The sequence below is a fragment of the Meiothermus sp. genome, assembly GCF_026004075.1.
In the GTDB taxonomy this organism is placed as follows: Bacteria; Deinococcota; Deinococci; order Deinococcales; family Thermaceae; genus Meiothermus.
The window spans coordinates 959,000-982,661 of the sequence record NZ_BPIK01000001.1; the positions used below are offsets into that span (position 1 = coordinate 959,000).

Annotated in this window: 24 protein-coding genes; 16 read left to right on the plus strand and 8 right to left on the minus strand. The window is 61.3% G+C overall.

Annotated features, from left to right (window positions below; all coding sequences use genetic code 11):
* From Q0X18_RS04700 to Q0X18_RS04720, 5 genes are all read right to left on the minus strand, one after another.
* Complete coding sequence (locus tag Q0X18_RS04700) at positions 1–282, minus strand: hypothetical protein (protein WP_297559214.1); 282 nt, start codon at positions 280–282, stop codon at positions 1–3.
* Positions 283–345: 63 nt separating this feature from the next.
* Positions 346–921 (minus strand): hypothetical protein, encoded by a 576-nt coding sequence (locus tag Q0X18_RS04705; protein ID WP_297559216.1) that lies wholly within the window; start codon positions 919–921, stop codon positions 346–348.
* Positions 922–1,093: 172 nt separating this feature from the next.
* A complete protein-coding gene (locus tag Q0X18_RS04710; RefSeq protein WP_297559218.1) occupies positions 1,094–2,515 on the minus strand; it encodes a phosphoglucomutase/phosphomannomutase family protein in 1,422 nt (473 codons plus the stop codon).
* Positions 2,516–2,555: 40 nt separating this feature from the next.
* Complete coding sequence (locus Q0X18_RS04715; protein WP_297559220.1) at positions 2,556–3,554, minus strand: aldo/keto reductase; 999 nt, start codon at positions 3,552–3,554, stop codon at positions 2,556–2,558.
* Between the two features lie 32 nt (positions 3,555–3,586).
* The gene (locus Q0X18_RS04720; RefSeq protein WP_297559222.1) at positions 3,587–4,330 is read right to left on the minus strand and encodes an SDR family NAD(P)-dependent oxidoreductase; all 744 of its coding nucleotides are present in this window, start codon (positions 4,328–4,330) and stop codon (positions 3,587–3,589) included.
* Between the two features lie 153 nt (positions 4,331–4,483).
* On the opposite strand from Q0X18_RS04720, the gene Q0X18_RS04725 reads away from it, so the two are divergent.
* From Q0X18_RS04725 to Q0X18_RS04740, 4 genes are read left to right on the plus strand one after another with little or no spacing between them, the layout of a single operon-like run.
* The gene (locus tag Q0X18_RS04725) at positions 4,484–5,611 is read left to right on the plus strand and encodes a Re/Si-specific NAD(P)(+) transhydrogenase subunit alpha (protein WP_297559224.1); all 1,128 of its coding nucleotides are present in this window, start codon (positions 4,484–4,486) and stop codon (positions 5,609–5,611) included.
* Positions 5,611–5,904: an NAD(P) transhydrogenase subunit alpha gene (locus tag Q0X18_RS04730; protein ID WP_013014151.1), complete on the plus strand. Its 294-nt coding sequence runs from the start codon at positions 5,611–5,613 to the stop codon at positions 5,902–5,904. The genes Q0X18_RS04725 and Q0X18_RS04730 overlap by 1 nt, the downstream gene beginning before the upstream one ends.
* Before the next feature lie 54 nt (positions 5,905–5,958).
* Positions 5,959–7,317, plus strand: a complete 1,359-nt coding sequence (locus tag Q0X18_RS04735) for an NAD(P)(+) transhydrogenase (Re/Si-specific) subunit beta (protein ID WP_297559227.1) — start codon at positions 5,959–5,961, stop codon at positions 7,315–7,317.
* Between the two features lie 11 nt (positions 7,318–7,328).
* Positions 7,329–7,595, plus strand: coding sequence for a hypothetical protein (locus Q0X18_RS04740; RefSeq protein ID WP_297559229.1), 267 nt, complete (start codon positions 7,329–7,331; stop codon positions 7,593–7,595).
* A gap of 91 nt (positions 7,596–7,686) precedes the next feature.
* Here Q0X18_RS04740 and lon read toward each other — a convergent pair whose 3' ends face one another.
* Both lon and Q0X18_RS04750 read right to left on the minus strand, forming a co-directional pair.
* Positions 7,687–10,068 (minus strand): endopeptidase La, encoded by a 2,382-nt coding sequence (lon, locus tag Q0X18_RS04745; RefSeq protein ID WP_297559231.1) that lies wholly within the window; start codon positions 10,066–10,068, stop codon positions 7,687–7,689.
* 196 nt (positions 10,069–10,264) lie between these two features.
* On the minus strand, positions 10,265–10,480 hold the full coding sequence (locus Q0X18_RS04750; protein ID WP_297559233.1) for a hypothetical protein: 216 nt from the start codon (positions 10,478–10,480) through the stop codon (positions 10,265–10,267).
* A gap of 543 nt (positions 10,481–11,023) precedes the next feature.
* Between Q0X18_RS04750 and Q0X18_RS04755 the strand changes: the two genes are divergently transcribed.
* From Q0X18_RS04755 to Q0X18_RS04810, 12 genes are all read left to right on the plus strand, one after another.
* Positions 11,024–12,352 carry an NAD(P)-dependent oxidoreductase gene (locus Q0X18_RS04755; RefSeq protein ID WP_297559235.1) on the plus strand — a complete coding sequence of 443 codons (1,329 nt, stop codon included), beginning with the start codon at positions 11,024–11,026 and terminating at the stop codon, positions 12,350–12,352.
* Positions 12,353–12,368: 16 nt separating this feature from the next.
* A complete protein-coding gene (preA, locus tag Q0X18_RS04760) occupies positions 12,369–13,754 on the plus strand; it encodes an NAD-dependent dihydropyrimidine dehydrogenase subunit PreA (protein WP_297559237.1) in 1,386 nt (461 codons plus the stop codon).
* 59 nt (positions 13,755–13,813) lie between these two features.
* A complete protein-coding gene (locus Q0X18_RS04765) occupies positions 13,814–14,383 on the plus strand; it encodes a Uma2 family endonuclease (RefSeq protein ID WP_297559239.1) in 570 nt (189 codons plus the stop codon).
* Between the two features lie 89 nt (positions 14,384–14,472).
* On the plus strand, positions 14,473–15,852 hold the full coding sequence (gene hydA, locus Q0X18_RS04770; protein ID WP_297559241.1) for a dihydropyrimidinase: 1,380 nt from the start codon (positions 14,473–14,475) through the stop codon (positions 15,850–15,852).
* Positions 15,853–16,005, plus strand: a complete 153-nt coding sequence (locus Q0X18_RS04775) for a hypothetical protein (RefSeq protein ID WP_297559243.1) — start codon at positions 15,853–15,855, stop codon at positions 16,003–16,005. It begins immediately after the preceding gene.
* A gap of 52 nt (positions 16,006–16,057) precedes the next feature.
* A complete protein-coding gene (locus Q0X18_RS04780; RefSeq protein WP_297559245.1) occupies positions 16,058–16,705 on the plus strand; it encodes a LysE family translocator in 648 nt (215 codons plus the stop codon).
* A 5-nt stretch (positions 16,706–16,710) separates the two neighbouring features.
* Positions 16,711–17,538 carry an ABC transporter ATP-binding protein gene (locus Q0X18_RS04785; RefSeq protein WP_297559247.1) on the plus strand — a complete coding sequence of 276 codons (828 nt, stop codon included), beginning with the start codon at positions 16,711–16,713 and terminating at the stop codon, positions 17,536–17,538.
* Positions 17,538–18,449 (plus strand): ABC transporter permease, encoded by a 912-nt coding sequence (locus Q0X18_RS04790; protein WP_297562985.1) that lies wholly within the window; start codon positions 17,538–17,540, stop codon positions 18,447–18,449. Before Q0X18_RS04785 ends, Q0X18_RS04790 begins: the two co-directional genes overlap by 1 nt.
* Positions 18,446–19,408 (plus strand): ABC transporter permease, encoded by a 963-nt coding sequence (locus Q0X18_RS04795; protein ID WP_297559249.1) that lies wholly within the window; start codon positions 18,446–18,448, stop codon positions 19,406–19,408. The genes Q0X18_RS04790 and Q0X18_RS04795 overlap by 4 nt, the downstream gene beginning before the upstream one ends.
* Before the next feature lie 405 nt (positions 19,409–19,813).
* Positions 19,814–20,899, plus strand: coding sequence for an ABC transporter substrate-binding protein (locus Q0X18_RS04800; protein WP_297559251.1), 1,086 nt, complete (start codon positions 19,814–19,816; stop codon positions 20,897–20,899).
* Between the two features lie 90 nt (positions 20,900–20,989).
* Positions 20,990–22,228, plus strand: a complete 1,239-nt coding sequence (locus tag Q0X18_RS04805; RefSeq protein WP_297559253.1) for a Zn-dependent hydrolase — start codon at positions 20,990–20,992, stop codon at positions 22,226–22,228.
* A 3-nt stretch (positions 22,229–22,231) separates the two neighbouring features.
* Entirely contained in the window at positions 22,232–22,939 is a 708-nt protein-coding gene (locus Q0X18_RS04810) for a PucR family transcriptional regulator (RefSeq protein ID WP_297559255.1), read from the plus strand.
* 267 nt (positions 22,940–23,206) lie between these two features.
* Here the strand turns inward: Q0X18_RS04810 and Q0X18_RS04815 are convergent, their stop codons facing one another.
* Positions 23,207–23,575 carry a hypothetical protein gene (locus Q0X18_RS04815; protein WP_297559257.1) on the minus strand — a complete coding sequence of 123 codons (369 nt, stop codon included), beginning with the start codon at positions 23,573–23,575 and terminating at the stop codon, positions 23,207–23,209.
* Positions 23,576–23,662: the final 87 nt, after the last annotated feature.

Consider the following 23,662-nt stretch of genomic DNA (forward strand, 5'->3'; position numbering starts at 1 on the left):
TCAACCCCCGATCGACAACAAGTATCCCACCAACCCCACCGCGCCCAGTGTGGGATGGGGCCAGGTGTGGGGGCGGGCCTTGGGGAAGAGGGCCAGGCAAGCGATGGTTAGCAGCAACCACCACTCGCGTGTGAACACCAGGGCCAGCAGCGCAGCGACCAGCACCACCAGATAAAGCGCGTGATGCCACAGGCCGAAGTGGGCCAGACGCAGTTGCGCGGCCAGGCCTACCAGCAAATTGAGCACGTACAATCCCAAACCCACTGCCAGGAACGGAGACATCCAAACCTAGCATACGCTACCAGGTCTGTAAATGGTTTGTGGGCCTGGCGCCCCAGGCTTTTTTTATCTTTTCTCGCAGCTCGAGCCCGTCCAGCGGCCACCCCGACTCTGGCACTCGCGTCGCAGATTTTCCTCGGGCGCTCGAAGCACTGCCAGTACCAGACCTGCCGGGTAGCCACCGGCACCGGCCCCCAGGCCCAAGTCCAGGCGGGTTAGGGTGAAGCTTTCACGGGTACTGGGTACCTGCGTACTAAAGTAACCCTGCCCATCCCAGATGTAAATCACACTCTTGATGACCCGACCACTGGGGCGATAAGGCGGATTAACCTGTAATTCAATCTCGATGGGCTTTAGGAAGCTGGTTGTTCCTGAGGAAAGCCGGTAAATTCCCACTACCTCACGTTCGGGCAGCGTTTGGATAAAATAAACCTCGTTTTGGGGCGGAGAAGAGGGTACAGCCTGAAGGCGCTCGAGGCGGAATCGAACCGAAGAAACCAGGGCACCGGGTGGAATCAGAACCTGAATGCCGGGTAGCATTAGGGCCCCCCCCTGGGCATCAATCCGGCGCTCAACCACTTGAGCACTCAGCCCCCATCCTGCAGTTGCCAGCAGACTAAATAGCAATAATAGCCGCATCATAGCTTGTCCACCCCTGGGCTCAGATTAACCCACAAATTTCTGAGAAAATCCATGTCCACACTGCACAAGCTAAGAATGTCACCAACCGACGATAAATGAAAGCCAAGGTGGTGCTTTAGCGGCAGCCGGCACTGCAAAAAACTTCCAATATTGGGTAGGTATGGCTTATCGGCTATAAACCTACCAGTTTTTTGGCTTCGGCAAGAACGGCTTTTACAGTTTTTTCTTCCTGGGCCTCGCAATAAATGCGCAGTACAGGCTCGGTACCGGAGGCCCTGAACAACAGCCAACCGGCATCACCAAAAAGCCACTTTATGCCGTCCAGATTCTCGGTATCGCTCACCTGCTGCCCTGCAATAGGTTTTGGGGTTTGTACCTTGGCCATGACTTCCTTGAGTTGCTCCATCGAGGGTAGGTGTAAGTCGATGCGGTCATAGGCGTGTTTGAAACCCACCTCGGCCTCAATTTCGGCAAACTGCTCTCCCAGGCTTTTTCCAGTATGTACAATGGACTCCAGAAGCAACAAGGCGTTCATGAGGCCGTCGCGCTCGGGTATGTGCCCGACTACTCCAATACCGCCCGACTCCTCACCCCCAATCAGGACATCGCCTTTTAGCATCTCATCGGTGATGTATTTGAAGCCGATGGGCGTGACCAGCAACTCCAGACCCAGCTTATGCGCGAGCTTGTCAATGACTACAGAAGTAGAGAAGGTTTTGACTACCCGGCCACGGTATCCCTTGCGGTGCAGGTGTTTGAGTAGTACTGCAAAAATTTGATGACTGTTGAAGTTGATCCCGCCTGCCAGCACAGCGCCAATGCGATCGGCATCGCCGTCGTTTACGGCTGCAAAGGTGGGGTTATCCTCGGCCTTTAGCACGGTTATGACGGTGAACAGGTTTTGCGGGATGGGCTCGGGGTTCACACCATAGAACATGGGGTCGGGTACAGCGTGTAGCTCACGCAGCTCGAGCTTTAATCCCACGTGCTTAACGAAACCTGCCAGCCAGCCCGCCCCTGCCCCGCCCATGCTGTCGTGGTACATCACCCCGGTGTAACCGCGCAGGGCCTCCAGGTCTAGCTGCTGAGCCAGAAAGTCGTAGTAGGCTTTTCGCACATCCAGGCTGTGCACGGTTGCGCTGGTTGTTTTGGGTGCTGCCCCCAGGTGCTTTTCCACTTCGGCTACCAGTGCTGGGGTGGCCGCACCGCCGTAGCTGCCCTTGATTTTGAATCCGAGATACTCGGCCGGGTTGTGGCTCGCCGTAATCATGACGCCGCCATCGGCCTGCAAGTGCTTAACGGCAAAAGACAGCACTGGGGTGGGAAGGTACGATTTGGAAAGGTAGACCTCGAGCCCATTGGCGGCCAGAACCTCGGCAGCTCTTTGAGCAAAGCGATGGGCCATGAAGCGGGTATCGTAGCCCACCACCACTTTCTTGCCCTGGTGCTCCAGGAGGTATTCAGCGTAGGCCTGGGCTACGCGAGCCACATTATCGAAGGTGAATTGGTCGCCAATAATGGCCCGCCAGCCGTCGGTGCCGAACTTGATGATGGTTTTTGATGGGGTGCTGACGGCTTCTGTTGCCTTTTCCATACCAGAAAACACTATACAGTGTAGGCGCAAGCCAGCCGCTTCAAATCTGCATTTTCATCCACGGGGCGGAGTTATGAAAGTTGGCCACGGCGCTGCCGGGCGGAACCAGCCCATCGCAGGCTATTCGGATGTCTTCCGGGAGCTTCATGTCCAGTACAGGTAGCAGGTGCTCGAGCTGTCCCACACTCCTGGGCCCGATGATGGGCGCGGTGATACCGGGCTGATCCTTGACCCATAGCACGGCCAGTTGGGCAGGATCGTAGCCGGCCTCGCGGGCTAGCTTGACAAAGCGGTTGCCCACCTCCACCGCCCTGGGCGTGACCCGCTCGGCATAGATCCCACCCCGCAGGTGGGCCCGGGAACCCTCGGGACGAATGTTTTCCTCGGCATAGCGCCCGGCCAGCATGCCCATGGCCAGCGGCGACCAGGGCAGCAGAGCCAGGTTATATGCCTGGGCCATGGGAACCAGCTCGTTCTCGATGCGCCGATCCAGCAGGTTGTAGGGCGGCTGTTCCGAGACAAAGCGCACGTAGCCCTTCAGCTCGCTCACCAGAATGCCTTCCAGCACCTTCCAGGCCGGGGCGGTGGAGCTGCCGATGTAGCGCACCTTGCCCTGTCGTACCAGGTCGTTCAGGGCCGCAAGCGTTTCGTCAATGGGCATATCGAAGACCGGGCGGTGAAGCTGATAAAGGTCGATGTGGTCGGTTTGCAGGCGCTTGAGCGAGTCTTCACAGGCCCGCAGGAGGTGGAGCCTCGAGTTCCCTCGGTCGTTGGGGCCGGGGCCGGTGGGGTAGTGGGCCTTGGTGGCGATGAGCACCTGGTCGCGCAGGCCACTTTCCTTGAGGGTCTGCCCAATTACCCGTTCGGCCTCGCCCTGCATATAGCTGTTGGCGGTATCAATCAGGTTAATACCGGCCTCGATGGCCCGCAGAATCATCTTTTTGGCCTCGGCCTCGGGGGTGGGGTTCAGGATGTTATCGGTTCCCAGGGCCAGAGGCGCTACTTTAACGCCGGTTCGACCCAGATTGCGGTATTCCATGGGTGGCTCCCTTCAGTGCAGGACAGGTGTGCTCATCGGGCCGCGTACCCCGCATCCACCAGCACCAGCGAGCCGGTCATGTAGCTGGCTTTATCGGAGGCCAGAAAGAGCACCACCTGGGCGATTTCTACGGGGTCGGCCAGGCGGCCCATGGGCACGGTCTCGGCCAGGCGTTGCAGCAGTTCGGGGGTAACGGGTTCCTTGCGTTCGGACTGAAGCATGGGGGTGTTGACCTCGCCGGGGCAGACCGCGTTGATGCGGATGCCGTCTTTGGCGTGGTCGAGGGCCAGGGCGCGGGTGAGGTTGTGCACGGCCCCCTTGCTCGCACAGTAGGCCGCCACCCCCGCCGCCCCCAGGTCGCCCCAGATCGAGCCAAAGTTGACGATGGCCCCGCTACGCTGGGGCTGCATGGCCCGGATAGCGGCCCGGCACATAAAAAATGTGCCGCTCACGTTTACCGCCATGACCCGCTGCCACTGCTCGTCGCTGGTCTCCACGCCGCTGGCCCGCACGATAATGCCAGCCGCATTGACCAGCACGTCGAGCCGCCCGTACTGGGCGAGGGTATCGGCGACCACCTGGTTGCAGAAGGCCGAGTCGCTTACGTCCCCAATCCGTACCCGTGCGCCGATTTCGGCGGCCACCTGGCGGGCCCGCGCCTCGTTGCGATCCAGAATTGTTACATGGGCTCCGGCCCTGGCAAACTCTCTGGCTGTGGCCTCGCCCATGCCCGAGGCTCCTCCGGTTACGATCACCACTTTTCCCTGGAAATCCACAAGCGCTCCTTATCTGAACGAAAGCGATTGTATTGAGCGCAAGCAACCGAGGTCAATCTTGGGGGCCGGGACGTTGCTCTCTAGCCCTACACTGGTATACTTCCCTGCGGAGACGGTATACCAAACCGCAGCACGTTTTTAGTAGGAGGTCGAATGGTCTTGATCGCTGTTCCCAAAGAGACGGCTCCAGGCGAACGCCGGGTCGCGCTTACGCCCGAGGTGGTGGGTCGCTTGCGCAAAGAAGGCTGGGGTGTGCGGCTCGAGGCAAATGCAGGTGCCCAGGCCTACTTTAGCGATGAGGCCTACCGCAATGCCGGGGCCGAAGTAGTCACCAGAGACCAGCTTTTCCAGGGGGCTCAGGTGGTGTTTACCGTGCAGCCGCTGGAAGAGGCCGACCTGGCCCGGCTCGAGCCCGGCACCGTTGTGGCGGGCCTGATGTACCCCCACCGCAACCCGGCGCGGGTGCAGGCCATGGCCTCGGGTCGGATCTCCGCCCTGGCCATGGAGCTGATACCCCGCATCACCCGGGCTCAGAGCATGGACGTGCTCTCGTCCCAGGCCACCGTGGCCGGGTATGTGGCGGCCCTGATCGCGGCCCGCGAGAGCAGCCGCTTCTTCCCCATGCTGACCACCGCCGCCGGCACCATCCGCCCGGCTAAGGTAATGGTAATGGGAGTGGGGGTGGCGGGCTTGCAGGCCATCGCCACGGCGCGCCGCCTGGGGGCCAATGTCTGGGCCTACGACGTGCGCAAGGCCGCTGCCGAGCAGGCCCTCTCGCTGGGGGCCAAGGTCATCGAGCTACCCATCAGCGCCGAGGGCGAGGGGGGGTATGCCCGCGAGCTCACCGAGGAGGAAAAGAAAATCCAGCACGAGGCCCTGGCCAAAGAGGTCGGCAGCATGGATGCCGTCATCACCACCGCCCAGATTCCGGGCCGCAAGGCGCCCATCCTGATTACCAAAGACATGGCCGAGCGCATGAGCCCCGGCGCCGTCATCGTGGATCTGGCCGCCGAGTCGGGGGGCAACTGCGAGCTGACCAAGCCCGGAGAGACCCTCGAGCTGAACGGCGTGAAGATTGTGGGGCCCCTGAACCTGCCCAGCGCGCTCTCGGTGCACGCCAGCGAGATGTACGCCAAAAACCTCTACAACCTTTCCAAGCTCCTCATCAAAGACGGGCAGCTCGCGCCCGACTGGAGCGACGAAATTCTGGCGGGGGCTCTTCTCACCCACCAAGGCGAGATTACCCATGCGCCCACCAGGGCGCTCGTAGGAGGTGCGTGATGGACTCTACCTGGGCTGCACTGTACATCTTCTTGTTGGCGGCTTTTACCGGATACGAAGTGATTAGCCGGGTGCCGGTGATTCTGCACACCCCCCTGATGTCCGGCTCCAACTTCATCCACGGGATTGTGGTGGTGGGGGCCATGGTGGTGCTGGGCCATGCCGAGACCCCTTTGGAACAGGCCATCGGCTTTTTCGGGGTGATTCTGGGCGCGGCCAACGCCGCCGGCGGCTACGCCGTAACCGAGCGGATGCTGGAAATGTTTGAGCGGAAGCCGAAGGGAGGTCAGTAGCTTTTCAGCCGATAGCTCTGGAATTGCCTGGCTATCAGCTTGCGCGACGCAAATATGGAAAACTTCGTTCAGCTCATTTACTTCGTTACGGCCTTCCTCTTCATCCTGGGCCTGAAGCGTATGTCCTCGCCCAACACCGCCCGCAGCGGGGTGGTCTGGGCCGGGGTGGCCATGGTGGCGGCCACATTGGTGACGTTTTTTGTGCCCGGCCTGCACAACCAGGGTCTGATGATTCTGGCGGTGGTGGTCGGCACGGTGGTGGCCTGGATTGCCGCCAAGCGGGTACAGATGACCGATATGCCGCAGATGGTGGCCATCTACAACGGCATGGGAGGTGGAGCAGCCGGGGCCATCGCGGCGGTCGAGCTTTTGCGCGGGGAGTTTGGCGAGGCCCAGGGGCTCAAACTCCTGGCTATCCTGGGGGCTCTGATCGGCTCGGTCTCCTTTACCGGCAGCCTGATTGCCTTCGCCAAGCTCCAGGGCCTGATGTCGAGCCGGCCCATCCAGTTCCCGGCGCAAAAACTGGTCAATGCGGCGGTGGGGGTGGGGGCCTTGCTGCTGGCCCTGCTGGTGCTCTTCACCCAGTCGGGGCCGCTCATTCTGGTCTTCTTCCTGCTGGCTTTGGGTTTTGGGGTGCTGATGACCCTGCCCATCGGGGGCGGGGATATGCCGGTGGTGATCTCCCTCTACAACGCCTTCACCGGCCTGGCGGTGGGCTTCGAAGGCTTTGCCATCGGCAACGCCGCGCTGATCGTGGCCGGTACGGTGGTGGGGGCCGCCGGTACCCTGCTCACCCTCCTGATGGCCAAGGCCATGAACCGCAGCCTCTGGAGCGTGCTGGTGGGCGGCTTTGGCGTGGAGCAGGACAGCGGTGAGGTCAAGGGCAGCCTCAAGCCGATTGACCTCGAGGACGCCGCGGTGATGCTGGCTTATGCTTCCAAGGTCATCTTCGTGCCCGGCTACGGGATGGCGGTGGCCCAGGCCCAGCACAAACTGCGCGAGCTGGCGGACGTGCTCGAGTCCAAGGGTATCGAGGTTAAGTTTGCCATCCACCCGGTAGCAGGCCGCATGCCCGGCCACATGAACGTGCTGCTGGCCGAGGCCGGGGTGGCTTACGAAAAGCTCTACGACCTGGAAGACATCAACCCCGAGTTCCCCCAGGCCGATGTGGCGGTGGTGATCGGGGCCAACGACGTGGTCAACCCGGCCGCTCGGCGCAAGGGCTCGCCCCTGTACGGCATGCCGATTCTGGAAGTGGACAAGGCCAAGAACGCCATTGTCATCAAGCGTGGGCAGGGCAAGGGCTTTGCCGGTGTAGAAAACGAACTGTTTTATGCCGACAACACCCGGATGCTGTACGGCGATGCACAAAACGTGCTGGGACAACTGGTGCAGTCCCTCAAGAAGCTCTAGAGTCTGAGGTTGTGGAGCCGAGGCTGGATCAGGTGCTGGTCTGGCTCGAGCAGGGCCGGGCAGTGGTGCAGGTGGAGTACTTCGATGCCCTAGGTAAGCTACGGCGCGAAACCTTCCACCGCCCTACGCGTGATTTAGGGCGGGCCCTGGAGGAGGTGGCGCACCTGCTGGCTGGAGAGGGTATGAAGGGACGGCCTCGAGTGCGCCGTAAGCAGGGAGGTCGGTTGCGAGTGGAGCTCGAGTTACAGGAGTGCTTCTGGAAGGCCCTGGGTTCTTGAGCTGAACCTGTCCGGCGCTGCTGTGCTTTCTGGCCGGAGCAACCTGAAGAAGCCCCCACCGGTGGGGGCTTCTTTGCTAAGGATGTTGGTGTTATGCCCCAGCGCCAGGTTGCTGACGGTTGTCGCTGGGCTGTACCACGGGGGGCATGGTGGGTTCGGGTAGCAACAGGTATTCCAGCACCTCTCCCACATCCTCGACCAGCTTGATATCCAGCCCCTCCAACACCTCTTTGGGCAAGTCCTCGAGCTGGGCTTCGTTGTCCTTGGGCAGCACAATCTTGTGAATCCCGGCCTGGTGGGCGGCCAATAGTTTTTCCTTTACCCCGCCAATGGGCATTACTTTGCCGCGCAGGCTGAGCTCGCCGGTCATGGCAATGTCCATGCGGGCTGGACGGCGACTCAGGGCGCTGGCGATGGCTGTGGCCATGGTGATACCGGCGCTGGGGCCGTCCTTGGGAGTAGCCCCGTCGGGTACGTGGACGTGCAGGTCTACTTTGTTGTAGAAGTCCTCCGGAAGGCCATAATCCTGGGTATGGGCGCGCAGGTAGGTGAGGGCAGCCTGGGCCGACTCCTTCATCACCTCGCCAAGCTGGCCGGTGAGTGAAAGCTTGCCACTGCCCGGAACGGCGGCTACCTCGATGGTAAGTAGTGTCCCACCTACAGGCGTCCAGGCCAGGCCCTGGGCGGTGCCGACCTGTGGCTCGGACTCAGCCTTGTCGGGACGGAAACGGGGGATGCCCAGATAGGTGGGTACGTCCGAGGCGTCGATGGTACGCAGCCCCTCCCAGGCCCCCTCGAGCCAGAACTTGGCCCCTTTGCGGGCAATTTTACCCAGCTCGCGCTCGAGGCCCCGCACCCCCGCCTCACGGGTGTACTCGGAGATTACCCGTAGAATGGCCGCGTCGGTCACCTCAACCCTGCCTTCCATCCCCGACTCCTTGAGCTGCTTGGGCCAGAGGTACTGTCGGGCGATGGCCTGCTTCTCCATGTTCGTATAGCCCGGTATCTCGATAACTTCCATGCGGTCGAGCAAGGGCCGGGGGATGGTTTGCAGGGTGTTGGCGGTGGTGATGAAGAAGACCTTCGAGAGGTCGTAGGGCACATCGAGGTAGTGGTCGGTGAAGGTGTTGTTCTGTTCGGGGTCGAGCACCTCGAGCATGGCGCTCGCGGGGTCGCCCCGCCAGTCCGAACTCATCTTGTCGATCTCGTCCAGCAGGATGACGGGGTTGATCACGCCCACCTGCTTCATGGCGTGAATCAGTTTGCCGGGCATGGCCCCAATGTAGGTGCGGCGGTGGCCGCGAATCTCGGCCTCGTCGCGCACCCCACCCAGCGAGATGCGGTGGAACTTGCGGTTCATGCTACGAGCAATGGAGCGACCCAGCGAGGTCTTGCCCACCCCTGGCGGCCCCACCAGCACCAGGATGGGGGCTTTATTGCGTACATCCAGCCCCTGGGTGAGCTGCCGCACGGCCAGGTATTCCAGGATGCGCTCTTTGACGTCCTTGAGGCCGTAGTGATCCTCGTCCAGAATCTGCCGGGTGTGGGCAATGTCCAGCACCTCGGGGTCGGCCTTGGTCCAGGGCACCTCGGTGAGCCAGTCCAGGTAGGTGCGGGCCACGGTGGCCTCGGGGCTGCCCTGCTGCATGCGCTCGAGCCGGTCTAGTTCCTTGAGGGCCTTGGCCTTGACCGCCTCGGGCATGCCCACTTCTTCGATTTTTTTGCGCAGGGCCTCGAGGTCGCCCAGCCCATCCTCGCCACCCAGCTCTTTCTGGATGGCTTTCATCTGCTCGCGCAGATAGTACTCGCGCTGGTTGGTGTCCATCTGGTCTTTGACCCGTTGGGCCACCCGCTTGTCCAGCTCGAAGCGCTCGAGATCGCGACTGAGGAACTCCAGTACCTTCTTGAGACGGGCCTCGAGGTCGGTAAGCTCGAGGATTTCCTGCTTCTCGGCTACTGTCCAGGTAGCGTGATAGGCAATGGTATCGGCCAGCATGGCCGGGTCGGTGGTGCTTTTCACTGCCTCGAGCTGGTAGCGGTCGAGGCGTAGCGATTTGTGATTGGCTACGTATTTGTCGAACGAATCTTTGAGTTCTTCAACCAAAACCCGAACGACCGCCTCCTCGGCAGGGAAAATTTCGCTGAACACCTCACCGCGTGCCCGCAGGTAGGGCCCGGGGATATAGTCCTTGACCTCGGCCCTGGCCCTGGCTTCCACCATGACTTGCAAGGTGCCATCGGGTAGGCGCATGGCCTGCTTAACTACTGCCTGCACCCCCCAGATATAGAGATCATCGGGGGTAGGATCGTCAACCTCCGGGTCACGCTGTGCAACCAGGAAGATCAACCGGTCGGCCCCCATTGCTTCTTCGACTGCGCGCTTGCTTTTGGCGCGGCCCACATCCACCGGGGTGGTGGTGTGTGGGAGGATCACGGTGTTTCGCAGTGGAATGACCGGTAGTTCTAAACGCATATGGTATCTATCTCCTATGTTCCGCCTTTGGTTCGTCGCTCTCGCGGCGGTATGGGAGCGATATATACCAGATTCTAATAGCAGAAAGCCCGCCGATAGGGTCAAATCTTACACTTAGCGAACTTGAGTACGGCTTGCTCAAGGCTGGCTTGGCTTGGGTTATACGTAGAGCTATTTTTGGTGCATGAACCTAGACTCAAACGCACGAGACCCGCTTCACCTCGTGGACATTTCCCAGAATTAGAACAACCTGCAGGCACTCTCCTTGCTTAGGGGCCGGACTCAGGAAGGTGTCTTGAAAGCGCAACTTGCGTACAGCGTTTTGGGTTTGTAGAACCAGATCGTAAAAGATGGCCCCGTGGATACTTACAGCCTCGGCATGCAGTACGGAACCCTCGAGCGTCTCATACATGATTCTAGGATGCCCTCCAAGCTCCAGGCGATGCAAGACCTCGAGTGTGTCAGCAACGGGAATCCCCAAACCCCTGCCGGCCCTACTCAATAAAAAGGTGACACCATGTACTGGGTTTGAAGAGCTAGGGCAATGTTAAAAGGTAGGTGCAAAACGAATAAACAGCACCAGCAGCAAGGTCGCGATCGCACCGGTTGCAATGTCGAGAAGCAGATCTCTAACCAGATTTTTTTTGGAAGTAGTTCGTTTCAGTGACATAAAATATGTATATAGCAGATAGCAATTTAAGTCAATACATAACATGGCTGCTTATTTTTACTTACAACACAATATTTGGACAGTGTGACAAAACTCTGTGGGCCATCATCACGGGCCTTGACAACTATCTGCCCAAGTTCGTATATTCCCAACTAACAAGCAAAGTGTCGGGTTAAATCGGCTCCTGCGAGGGCACGAACCTTCTTAGTGATTGCGCTATCACCAAGAGGGTTTATAGCTTTTTTCATAGCCGAATGGCCAGACCTCAGCGTCAAAGGAGGAAGCGTGCAGATCATCAAGCCCGAGGAAGTGTTGAGTGAGTACCATCCGCCCCTCACCGACCACGAAGCGGTTGTAGAGGCCAACCGGTGCCTCTACTGCTACGACGCGCCCTGTACCCACGCGTGCCCAACCCACATCGACATCCCCAGGTTCATCAAGAAGATCGCAACCGGGAACCTGGTGGGCTCGGCCCGTACCATTCTGGAGTCCAACCTGATGGGGGCCACCTGTGCTCGGGTCTGCCCGGTGGAGGAGCTATGTGAAGGCGCCTGCGTGCTGGGGGCCGAACACAAGCCCATCATGATTGGCCGCTTGCAGCGCTATGCCACCGACTACGTCTACGAGCACGGCATTGACGTATTCAAGCCCGGTGCGCCCACCGGCAAAAAAGTAGCGGTCATCGGGGCCGGGCCGGCGGGCCTTACCTGTGCGGGTGAGCTGGCCAAGCTGGGCCACAGCGTAACCGTGTTCGAGAAGCGGGAGCTGCCCAACGGGCTATCCACCTACGGCATTATCGTGCTGCGCGAGCCAGTCGAGGTAGCCCTGGCCGAGGCCGAGATGGTCAGACGGCTGGGGGTTGAGATAAAAACCCAGATGGAGCTGGGGCGGAACCTGAGCTGGGAGGAGGTGCGCAACAACTTCGACGCGGTCTTCCTGAGTGTGGGGCTGGGCTCGGTGCCCCAACTGGGCATACCGGGCGAGGAGCTAATTGTAGATGGCCTCAGCTATATCGAGACCTCCAAGATGAACCCCCAAGCCCTTCAGGTGGGCCGGGAGGTGGTGGTGATCGGCGCGGGCAATACCGCGGTGGACTGCGCCACCATCGCCAAGCGGCTGGGGGCCGAACGGGTGACCATGGTCTACCGCCGCACTGACAAGGAGATGACAGCCTACCCCCACGAGTACGAGTTTGCCAAAAAGGAGGGCATCGAGTTTCGCTTCCTCACCCAGCCGGTCGAAGTACTCCACGAAGGAGGGAAGATTACGGGGTTGAAGTGTGTGCGGATGCAACTCGGAGCCCCGGACGCCAGTGGACGGCCTGCGCCGGAGCCGGTGCCGGGCTCGGAGTTCGTGCTGCCCTGCGACCAGGTGGTCAAGGCCATTGGGCAGGAGAAGCCGGCTGTGGCCAAGCTATTGGGCCTCGAGACCGAGAAAGGCTTCATCAAGGTCAACCACGAGTTTGAGACCAGCCTGCCGGGGGTGTATGCGGGCGGCGACTGCATCCGCGCGAAAGGTTCGGCCTCGACGGTAATGGCCGTTCAGGATGGCAAGCTGGCGGCCTTTGCTATTCATCGGCGGCTGGTTGCTGGCCTCGAGGCCGCCGCCGATTAGGTGAAAGGAGACGTAGATGGCAGACTTAAGTATCAACTTTGCCGGCATCAAATCCCCCAACCCCTTCTGGCTGGCCTCGGCGCCCCCCACCAACTCGGGGGCCCAGATACACCGGGCTTTCGAGTACGGTTGGGGTGGTGCGGTCTGGAAGACCATCGGTGCGCCGGTGCTGAACGTGTCCAACCGCTACGGGGCCTGGCACTACGGAGGCCAGAAAATGCTCGCCATCAACAACGTGGAGCTGATCTCCGACCGGCCACTCGAGGTCAACCTGCGGGAGATTCGCGATGTCAAGCGCCACTGGCCCGACCGGGCGGTAATCGTCTCGGCCATGGTGGAGTCTACGCCAGAGGCCTGGCGGGACATCATCCTCAAAATTGAGGACACCGGGGCCGACGGCATCGAACTCAACTATGGCTGCCCCCACGGTATGAGCGAGCGGGGGATGGGCAGCGCGGTGGGGCAGGTGCCGGAGTACTGCCAGCAGATCACCCAGTGGGTGATGGACGTAGCCAAAATTCCCGTCATCGTCAAGCTCACGCCCAACGTGGCCTCGGTGGTGCCCCCGGCGCGGGCGGCCCTGGCTGCGGGGGCCAACGCCCTGAGCCTCATCAACACCATCAACTCCATCATCGGGATTGACCTGGACACCCTGGAAATCACCCCCAGCATCGGCGGTAAAGGCGGGCACGGGGGCTACGCTGGGCCGGCGGTCAAGCCCATCGCCCTCAACCTGCTGTCTTCGCTGGGTGTGGATCCAGTGGTGAAACAGTCCGGGGTGCCCATCAGCGGCATGGGCGGCATCTCGACCTGGCGGGACGCAGCGGAGTTTTTGCTGCTGGGCGCAACCAGTTTGCAGGTCTGCACCGCCGTCATGCACTATGGTTATCGGATCATCGAAGACCTGACCGACGGGCTCAATGCCTGGATGGACGCCAAGGGCTTCAAGACCATCGCCGACGTGGTGGGCAAGAGCCTTCCTCGCATCTCCGACTTCAAGGACTTCGATCTCTCCTTCCGAGCGGTGGCCCGCATCAACCCCGACAAGTGCATTCAGTGCAACCTTTGCTACGTGGCCTGCAACGACACTGCCCACCAGTGCATTGACCTGGTGGACGCCAGCGGCAACCGCGTCCAGCCCTACAGCTATGACGTGCGCTCCAACGGGAAGCACGAAGCGGTGAGCACCCGCCCGCAACCTGTGGTGCGGGAGGACGACTGCGTGGGCTGTCGGCTGTGCCACAACGTCTGCCCGGTAGACGGCTGTATCGAGATGGTCGAATTGCCTTCAGGTCGGCCCTCTATCACCTGGGATGAGCTGACCAAGGCCCGCCCCGAGCTGGCCACCGACTGGGAGGCCATGAAGCGGTATCGGGAAGAGGTGGGGATTGAGATCCACTAAGGTTTCAAAGCCCTAAAGAGGATGGTTTTGGTAGGCAGGTGAGCATTTAGACTAACCGTATGGTCAAGCCAATTCCCAAGCTGATGGCCGTAACCGAGTACCTCGAGAGCGAAATTGGCTCGGCGGTGCGGCGGGAGTATGTGGGGGGCCAGGTGTATGCCATGGCTGGCTCGAGCCTGCGGCATAGCCGTATCGCAGGAAACATCCACGCCCATTTCTGGCAGCTCGCGCAGAACCGGCCCTGCCGGGTTCACCAAGAGGCGGTCAAACTGCGCATTGGAACGGATGAAGACCCCGAAGTGGCCTTCTACTATCCCGACGTGATGGTGGTCTGCGATAAAACGCCCCCCCACGAGTACTACGAGACCGAGCCCTGCATACTGGTCGAGGTGCTGTCGCCATCCACGGTGAACACAGACTTGCGCGAGAAGTACCTCGAGTACACCCGCCTACCCAGCCTGCGCACCTATTTGGTGGTGGATCAGGACACTCTGTTCGTGCGGCACTGGTTCCGCGACGAGGCGGGGCACTGGCACCACCAAGACCTTACTGGCGATGGTCAGATTCCACTCCCCTGCTTGGGTGGCCAGATTACCTTACCGCAGATTTATGGGAGGGTGTTTGAGTAGGACTGTCTTTCCGGGCGATAGCAGCAAGGTGTGAGGCAGAGGGCTAACTAGATGCAAGGTCGGAAGCTATAACGGCAACGGAGGCGCCAATGGGACTACTGATTAAGAATGGTGAAATCATAACCGCGGACAGCCGGTACAAGGCCGACATCTACGCCGAGGGCGAGACCATCACCCGCATCGGGCAGAACCTCGAGGCCCCGCCCGGCACCGAGGTGATCGACGCTACCGGTAAGTACGTGTTCCCCGGCTTCATAGACCCCCACGTGCACATCTACCTGCCCTTCATGGCGACCTTTGCCAAGGACACCCACGAGACCGGCTCCAAGGCGGCCTTGATGGGGGGCACCACCACCTACATCGAGATGTGCTGCCCCAGCCGCAACGACGATGCCCTCGAGGGCTACCAGCTCTGGAAGAGCAAGGCCGAGGGCAACAGCTACTGTGACTACACCTTCCACATGGCGGTCTCCAAGTTCGACGAAAGAACCGAGGGGCAGCTTCGGGAAATCGTGGCCGATGGCATTAGCTCCTTCAAAATTTTTCTCTCCTACAAAAACTTCTTTGGCGTGGATGATGGGGAGATGTACCAGACCCTGCGCCTGGCCAAGGAGCTGGGGGTGATCGTGACCGCCCACTGCGAGAATGCCGAGCTGGTGGGGCGGTTGCAGCAGCAGCTACTCTCCGAGGGAAAAACCGGCCCCGAGTGGCACGAGCCCAGCCGTCCCGAGTCGGTGGAGGCCGAAGGCACCGCGCGGTTTGCGACCTTCCTCGAGACCACCGGGGCTACCGGCTATGTGGTGCACCTCTCCTGTAAACCGGCCCTGGATGCGGCCATGGCCGCTAAATCGCGGGGCGTGCCTATCTATATCGAATCGGTGATACCCCATTTCCTGCTCGATAAAACCTACGCCGAGCGGGGCGGGGTGGAGGCCATGAAGTACATCATGTCGCCGCCGTTGCGCGACAAGCGTAATCAAAAAGCCCTGTGGGATGCGCTGGCCCAGGGCTTTATTGACACGGTGGGCACCGACCACTGCCCCTTCGACACCGAGCAAAAGCTGCTGGGCAAGGATGCCTTCACCGCCATTCCCAACGGTATCCCGGCCATCGAAGACCGGGTGAACCTGCTCTACACCTATGGGGTGAGCCGCGGCCACCTCGACATTCACCGCTTTGTGGACGCGGCCAGCACCAAGGCCGCCAAGCTGTTTGGGTTGTTCCCCCGCAAGGGCACCATCGCGGTGGGCAGCGACGCCGACCTGGTGGTCTACGACCCCCACTACCGGGGCACCATCTCGGTCAAGACCCAGCACGTCAACAACGACTACAACGGATTCGAGGGCTTTGAGATTGATGGCCGGCCTAGCGTGGTGACAGTGCGGGGTAAAGTGGCGGTGCGGGACGGGCAGTTTGTGGGTGAGAAAGGGCGGGGTAAGCTCCTGCGGCGCGAGCCCATGTACTTCTAAATGAAGCCGAGATGGGTCTTGAATTTGCTGGGTGGGATCTGCCTGTGGATAGCGGTTCTGCTGGCGCTGGGGGGTAGTTCGGCCTGGGCGCTTTTTGCGGTGGTGGGTGGGTTCCTCTTGGTGCTGGCCCAAAGGGGCTTTAGGAGGGAATAGATAACGAATAAAAGTTTATGCGTACTTCCGTAAAATCCCCCTAATGAGGTAGATGATGCTGATACCCCCTGACCAACTGCTGGTGTTTGCCCTGGCCAGTCTGGCCCTGCTCCTGATACCGGGGCCGGCGGTGCTTTACATCGTTACCCGCAGCGCTGCGCAGGGGCGTGCGGCGGGTCTGGCCAGCGTGCTGGGTATCCAGTGCGGGGGCATGGTACACGTGCTGATGGCTACCCTGGGTCTTTCGGCCATCCTGCTCTCGAGCGCCCTGGCTTTCAACCTGGTTAAGTATGCAGGTGCGGCCTATCTGGTGTACCTGGGCCTGCGAACCTGGCTCTCCAGGGAGCCCCTCGAGCTAGGCGCGGTCGCCCGCCAGCCCATGCACCAAATTTTTCTGCAAGGGTTTGTGGTCAACGCCCTGAATCCCAAAACCGCACTGTTCTTTTTTGCCTTCCTGCCCCAGTTTGTAGACCCTGTACGGGGGGCAGCCTGGGCCCAGTTTTTGTTGCTGGGGATGGTTTTTATAAGCCTGGCCACCCTGAGTGATGGGGCCTATGCCCTGTTGTCGAGTTCGCTGGGAAGCCTTTTGCGCTACAAAGCCCGTGAGCCGCGCTTCGCCCAGGGACAGCGGCTCATTACCGGGGGCATCTACATCGGGCTGGGCCTGACCGCGGCCCTGACGGGCAACCGCCATAAATAGGGAAGATGATGATGCAAGCCAATACCTCTCCAGAGCTATCCGCCAAAGGTTCGAACGCAGCGGCCATCGTTTCGGTGCGGGATGTCTCGATGGTGTTTCAAAACGGAACGGTGGCCCTCAAAGACGCCAACCTCGAGATCGCCCAGGGGGAGTTCATCAGCCTGATTGGGCCCTCGGGTTGCGGTAAAACCACCCTGCTGCGTCTGCTGGCCGACCTGATTCAGCCCTCTTCGGGCACCATCCGCATCGGGGGTAAAAGCCCCGAGGAGGCCCGCAAGGCACGGGCCTACGGCTACGTCTTCCAGGCCCCCACCCTGATGGAGTGGCGCAATGTGCTCTCGAACGTGATGCTGCCCTTGGAGGTGATGAACTTTCCCGTACAGGAGCGCAGGGCAAGGGCCGAGCGGATGCTGGCTTTGGTGGGGCTGGAGAAGTTCGCCAGGCACTACCCCTGGCAGCTTTCGGGCGGGATGCAGCAGCGGGTCTCCATCGCCCGGGCCCTGGCTTTCGACCCACAGCTTTTGTTCATGGATGAGCCCTTTGGCGCCCTGGACGAGATTACCCGCGAGAACCTGAACCTGGAGCTTTTGCGCCTGTGGCGCGAGACCGGTAAAACCATCATCTTTGTGACCCACTCCATCCCCGAGGCGGTCTTCCTGTCCACCCGGATCGTGGTGATGACCCCGCGCCCCGGCAAAATCGAGACCGTCATACCGGTAGACCTGCCCCAGCCCCGCACCTTCGAGACCCGCGAGACCACCCGCTTTTTCGAACTGGCTACCGAGGTGCGGGAGGCCCTGCGCAAAGGCCACGGCTACGAGGTGACCGAGTGATGCGAATCTCGCCCAATCTGGTGCCCATGCTGGTGGTGGCCCTGGTGGTGCTGGCGCTGTACTGGCCGCTGATGTACCTGGCAAATATCCCGGTAGCGCAGCGGGCGTTGGATACGGGCGCGGCCCTGCCCTGCGAGACTGCTTTTGAGTGTGCAACCCAGCTTAGGAGCCCGGTGTTGCCTTCGCCCCAGCAGCTCTGGAACGGCTTTGGCAACCTGATGTTCCCCCTCAATTCACCCAACGCCATTCCCATCAATGCGGCTGTTACGGCCTTCGAGACGGTGGTGGGTTTGCTGCTGGCGGCGGTGGTGGGCTTCTTTTTTGCGATTGGGATGGTGGCCTCGAGGGCCTTTGAACGGGCATTGCTGCCCTGGATTGTGGCCTCCCAGACCGTCCCCATCATCGCCATTGCGCCCATGCTGGTGGTGCTGCTGGGGCAGTATGGGGTGCAGGGCTGGCTGCCCAAGGCCATCATTGCGGCCTATATCGCTTTTTTCCCCATCACCATCGGGGTTGCCAAGGGCCTCAAAAGCCCCGACCCCATGGCCCTCGACCTGATGAAAACCTACAACGCCAGCCACTGGCAAACCTACCTCAAGCTGCGCTTCCCGGCCTCGGTGCCCTATCTGTTCACGGCCTTCAAGGTCGCCATGACAGCGGCCCTGATCGGGGCCATTGTGGCCGAGATCTCCACCATCAGCTTTCAGGGCATCGGCAAGATGCTGGCGGAGAACTCGAGGGCCTCGGATGTGGTGGCGATGTGGGTGATTATGCTCTCCTCGGCGGTACTGGGAATCTTGCTGGTGGCCCTGGTGAACTGGCTCGAGCGCCTGCTTACGCCCTGGCGGCGCACCGGCCCGGTGGCAGCGGGGCCCTCGAGGCCGGCTCGGGAGGGGGTGCATAGCGCGTGAGCGGGCTGTATCGTCCTTCCTCGTACTGGACGGGGTGGCTTTTACTGGGGCTGGGGTTTGGGCTATTGCTGTGGTTTATCGTGGCCTGGTGGGATCAGTCCGAACCCGCCAGCAGCACCCAGAAACTTCTGATTGGCCTGGGCTTTTTGGGGGTGGTGTGGGGCATTGCCAGGGTGGCCCAGCAGTTTGTGGACACCCCCAATCCGGTCATCGGCTTCACACCCGCGGCCCTCACCCTGCTGGCCCTGATGGTGACCGCCGAGGCCCTGCTGCGGGCCTACCAGGTACCCCCCGGCCTGATTCCGACCCCCAGCCGGGTGCTTTCAACCTTGCTGGAAGTGCGGGATGTGCTTTTGCAGGACGCGTTCCAGACCGTCGTGCTGGAGGCCCTGGTGGGCTACCTAATCGGCTGTAGCCTGGGCCTGATTACGGCCTTGCTAGTGAGCCGGTATGTATTTTTGGAGCGTGGGCTGCTCCCTTACGCCACGATCTTTAGCAGCATTCCCATCGTGGCCCTGGCCCCGGTTCTGGTCAAGATGATTGGCATTGACTGGCCCTCCAAGGCCGTGATCGTAGCTGTTACCGTGTTTTTTCCCATGGTGGTCAATACCTTCCGGGGCCTGACCGAGGTGAGCCCGCTCTCGCTCGACCTGATGCGCTCGTATGCAGCCGGGGAAGTGCAGCAGTACCGCTGGCTGCGCCTGCCCAACGCCCTGCCCTTTATCTTCAACGCCCTCAAGCTGGGTACGACCCTGGCTATGATTGGGGCCATTGTGGGCGAGTTTTTTGGGGCCAACGGGCAGGGGCTGGGTTTTCGTATCCAGATCGAGGCTGGGCGTTTTGGCTTCGATATCGTCTGGTCGGCCATCATTGTGGCCTCGGTGATAGGCATTGCCTGGTATGGCCTGGTGGCGTGGCTCGAGCGGAGATTAACTGGATGGCACGTGTCCTTTCGCTAGCGACCTTTACGCCAGGCTCGCACCTTCGGTCTCGAGCGTAGGTTTACGGGATGGCACGTATCTTTCCGCTAACGACCCTTGCGCCAGGCTCACACCTTCGGTCACCCCGCTGCGCGGCGAAACCGGCATCTCGAGCGGAGGCTAACCGGATGGTGCGTATTCTTCCGCTAAGTGCCCTACCACTGATTTTTCCTCATCCTGGGGCCCCTGCGAGAAGTGCAAATGCGCGGTTTGCTTCGATGAGCCAAGGGGCAAAGCTTCCCGTGAGGTACTTAGCAAGGGTGTGGAGCGTTAGCTTCACCTGCTTTTGGCTAATAAGGAGGTGAAAAGAGCGCGCTTGACAAGAGGGTTGTAGGGTGCAGTAGGCTACCGTTTGAAGTCGTTCTGGCACAAAAGGAGGCAAGGATGAAGAAGTGGTCGGTCTTGTGGGTACTGGCAGTCTTCGTGTTGGCATCGCTGGCGAGCGCACAGCAAAACCTGGTCAAGGTCAACTTGCAGCTCAAGTGGTTTCCGCAAGCCCAGTTTGCGGGTTTCTTTGTAGCCAAGGAGCGGGGCTTTTTCCGGGCGCAGGGGCTGGATGTAACCCTGCTGCCGGCGGGCGACCAATCCCCCATTCAGGTGGTGCAGTCCGGCGCAGCCGACTTCGGCACGACCTGGATTGCCGACTTGCTCACCGCTCGGGAGCGCGGTATTCCGGTGGTGCACCTGGCCCAGATTTTCCAGCGCTCGGGCTTTACGCTGGTGGCGCTGAAATCCACCGGCATCAAGGACCTGTGCAAAGACCTGAAGGGTAAGAGCGTGGGGGTCTGGCCCTCCGGCAACGAGTACCCGGCGGTGGCTTTGTTCCGCAAGTGCGGCCTGACCAGCTCGCTGGATCCCAGGGTAACCAACCCCGATGTTACCGCGGTAAGCTACCCCTTCGACCCGGCTTTGGTTTTCCCCGACAAGGTGCAACTGGTCTCGGCCATGATCTACAACGAGGTCAACCAGATTGCCGGACTGGGCTACGACGAGACCAAGGTGGATGTGTTCAAGCTGGCCGATGAAGGTATCAACCTGCTCGAGGATCTCCTATTCACCACCGAACGGGTCTTGAACGAGCGCAACTTCAAGGGTTCAGGCCTGACGGGCCGGCAGGTAGCCGCCCGCCTGATTCGGGCCTCCATCCAGGGCTGGAACTGGGCGGTGGCCAACCAGGCCGAAACCGTCGAAAAGTACGTGCTGCCCTTCTGCGGTAACACCTGCAAAGGCTCCGGCACCCGCGCCGATGCCAAGGGCCACCAGACCTGGCAGATGGCTGAGATCGCCAAACTCTACAACGCTGGGGCCACCGCTAAGGGCTGGCCGGGTTTCCTGGTGCCTGCCGACTACCAGGCCTCGGTGCGCCTGCTGCGCGAGCAGGGCATCCTGACCAAAGACCCTCCAGCGGCCACCGTGGACTATGGCCCCTGGGAAGCCGCCACTGGCAAGCGGGCTCGAGACTGGAAATAACCTGAGCTTGAGCAAGAAATGATTGTGCCAGGGGGCGGACAGTGTGTCGCCCCCTATTTCACCCCAGGGCTACGCTTTTTGGAGACAACCATGCTAAACCCCAAACGAACCGTTGAAGAACTCAAGGAACTGCGTGACCTGACCGCCGACGAAAACGGCGCCTGGCGGGTGGCCTGGACCGATACCTGGCTCAAAGCGCGCGAATGGTTCAACCGCAAGCTGGAGGGCCTACCGGTAGAGCAACACTACGACGCCGCCGGCAACAACTGGGTGACGCTCAAGGGCAAAAGCGAAAAAGCCCTTCTGATTGGGGGCCACCTGGACTCGGTGCCGGGCGGGGGCTGGCTGGATGGCTGCCTTAACGTGCTGGCGGGCCTCGAGGTTCTGCGTCGCATCGCCGAGGAGTACCAGGGGAATCCCCCGGTCACAGTGCGGCTGGTGGACTGGGCCGACGAAGAAGGGGCCCGCTTTGGGCGCAGCCTGCTGGGTTCCTCGGCCTTCTCGGGCACCCTCGAGCCCGAGCTGGAAAAAGACCGCACCGACAAGGACGGCATCCGCCTGGAGGAGGCCCTGCGGCGCTGCGGGGTAGAGATGAGCAGGATGCTCGAGGCCCGGAGCGAACAGAAAAACGCCGCAGCCTACCTCGAGCTCCACATCGAACAGGGCCCGGTGCTGCTGGACATGGGCCTGCCCCTGGGGGTGGTTCTGGGAACCTTCGGGGTCGAGCGCCACGCCATCACCTTTAGGGGCCAGGCCGCCCACTCCGGCTCCACGCCCATGCATAAGCGCAAGGATGCTTTTCTGGCCGCAGGCAAAATGGCCTCCGAGATCTACAACATCACCGACCGTAACGGAGGGGTTAGCACCATCGGAAGCTGCATCACCAAACCGGGGATTGTGACCAGCGTGGTGGCGGAATGCACCATCACCCTCGACCAGCGCCACCTCGATGCCGATGCCCTGGCCCGCCTTAAGTTCGAGGCCGAAAAAGCCAGCCAGCGCTTCGCCCGCGAGGGAGGCCTGCCGGAGCCGGAGTGGAACACCATCTGGCGGATTCACCCCATCCTGTTCCACCCCGAGCTGATCGAGTTCTGCGACCAGGCCATCCGCGAGGTGGCCGGGGTCTCGCACCGCCTGCCCTCGGGGCCCCTGCACGACGCCGCCGAGGTGGCCCGTGCCGGCATTCCCACGGTGATGATGTTCGTGCAGAGTCTGCACGGTATCAGCCACAACAAAATCGAGGACACCAAGGAAGAACACCTCGAGCTTGCGGTGCAGGCCCTGGATCGGCTGGCCGAGAAAACCATGCACTGGATTGCCAAGCAGTAGGGTATGCACCTGCCCACCCTGCGCCAGATTCTCGAGCTTCCCGCCTTTGCCGGGGCAGAACTGCTCTCGGGGCAGGGTCGGCTCGAGGCCCCCATCACCTGGGTGCACGTGGCCGAGGTGCTGGACGTGGCCCGGCTGCTGTCGGGGGGCGAGCTGGTGCTTTCCACCGGCCTCGAGCTCTCCCGCAGCACGCCCGAGGCCCAGGTGGCCTATGTGCGCTCGCTGGCCGAGGCCGGGGTGGGTGGGCTCGGCCTCGAGTTGGTGCAGTGGCTCACCGAGGTGCCCCCGGAGATGCTGCAAACCGCCCGAATGCTGCAATTCCCCATTCTGGCTTTTCGCACCGAGGTGCGCTTTGCCGACCTGACCCGCGCGGCCCACGAGCGCATTCTGCGCCCAGCGGTGGATAAGGAAGAGCCGCTGCTGGACTCCCTCCTGGAGGCCCTGGTCGAGACCGGCCGCGACCGCAGCTTTCTGCAGCGCCAGCTAGGGGCTATCCTGAACCTGCCCAGCCGGCCCCGCAGCACCCTGCTGGCTACCCTGGAAGCCCTGCTGGCCTCGCAGTTCAACATTGCCGAGACCGCCCGCCGGCTGGGGGTGCGCCGGCAGAGCATCTACTACCGCCTCGAGCAGCTCAGGGGCATGCTGGGCGACCTCGAGAGTCCCGAACGGCGGCTGGGGTTGTGGGTGGCGCTGGAGCTGCTCAAGCGCTGAGTCAAGCCGGTGTGCAAAAGGCTATTCTGAGCGCGGTTTCTGCTAATACCCGTTGTTGCAGGGTCGTTTCTGGACAAAATAACCTATACGCGGAGGGTCGGCTGAGCTTGTCGAAGCCGATCCACACGCCGCATAGAACGGTAGTGGGCTCCCAACACGGCGTGCTGCTCGAATCGCTCTGACTTATACCGGTTCCGCTTGAACCCTTCGCCTGTGGGTGTAATCAAAGGTGAAGGGTTCGAGCCGACCGAAGAGTAGGAATGTGTATTACGGCCAGACCGCCCGTGAGGCCAGACCCGTCAGGGCCAGCAACAAAAAGTACAGCAGCGCCGAGCCGCCAAACACCTCTACCGCGCTCCAGTGGGTGCGCCCGAACACCCTTTCGCCAATGTAAAGCGTAGGGTAGGCATACAGCAGCACGAATGAGGCCAGCCGACCGCCCATGGACTGCTGGAATTTGTGGTTGACCACCTCGTTGATGAACTGTCGGTCGTGCTCGCTCAATTCGCTGTAATCGCGCCCACCTAGCTCGGACTCGAGCATCCGGCGGTGCAGATGGTTCATGGTGCGGTGGGCAAAAAAGGCAGCAATGCTCAAGGCCAGGGTAATCAGAAGGGGAGCAACCAGAGAGCTCATCGCCCTGGAGTATAGGTTGTGGGCGGGGCGGCTCGAGTGATATTCAACCTGTAGATTTGCAGTAAAAGTCACGCCTCACCACCAAAC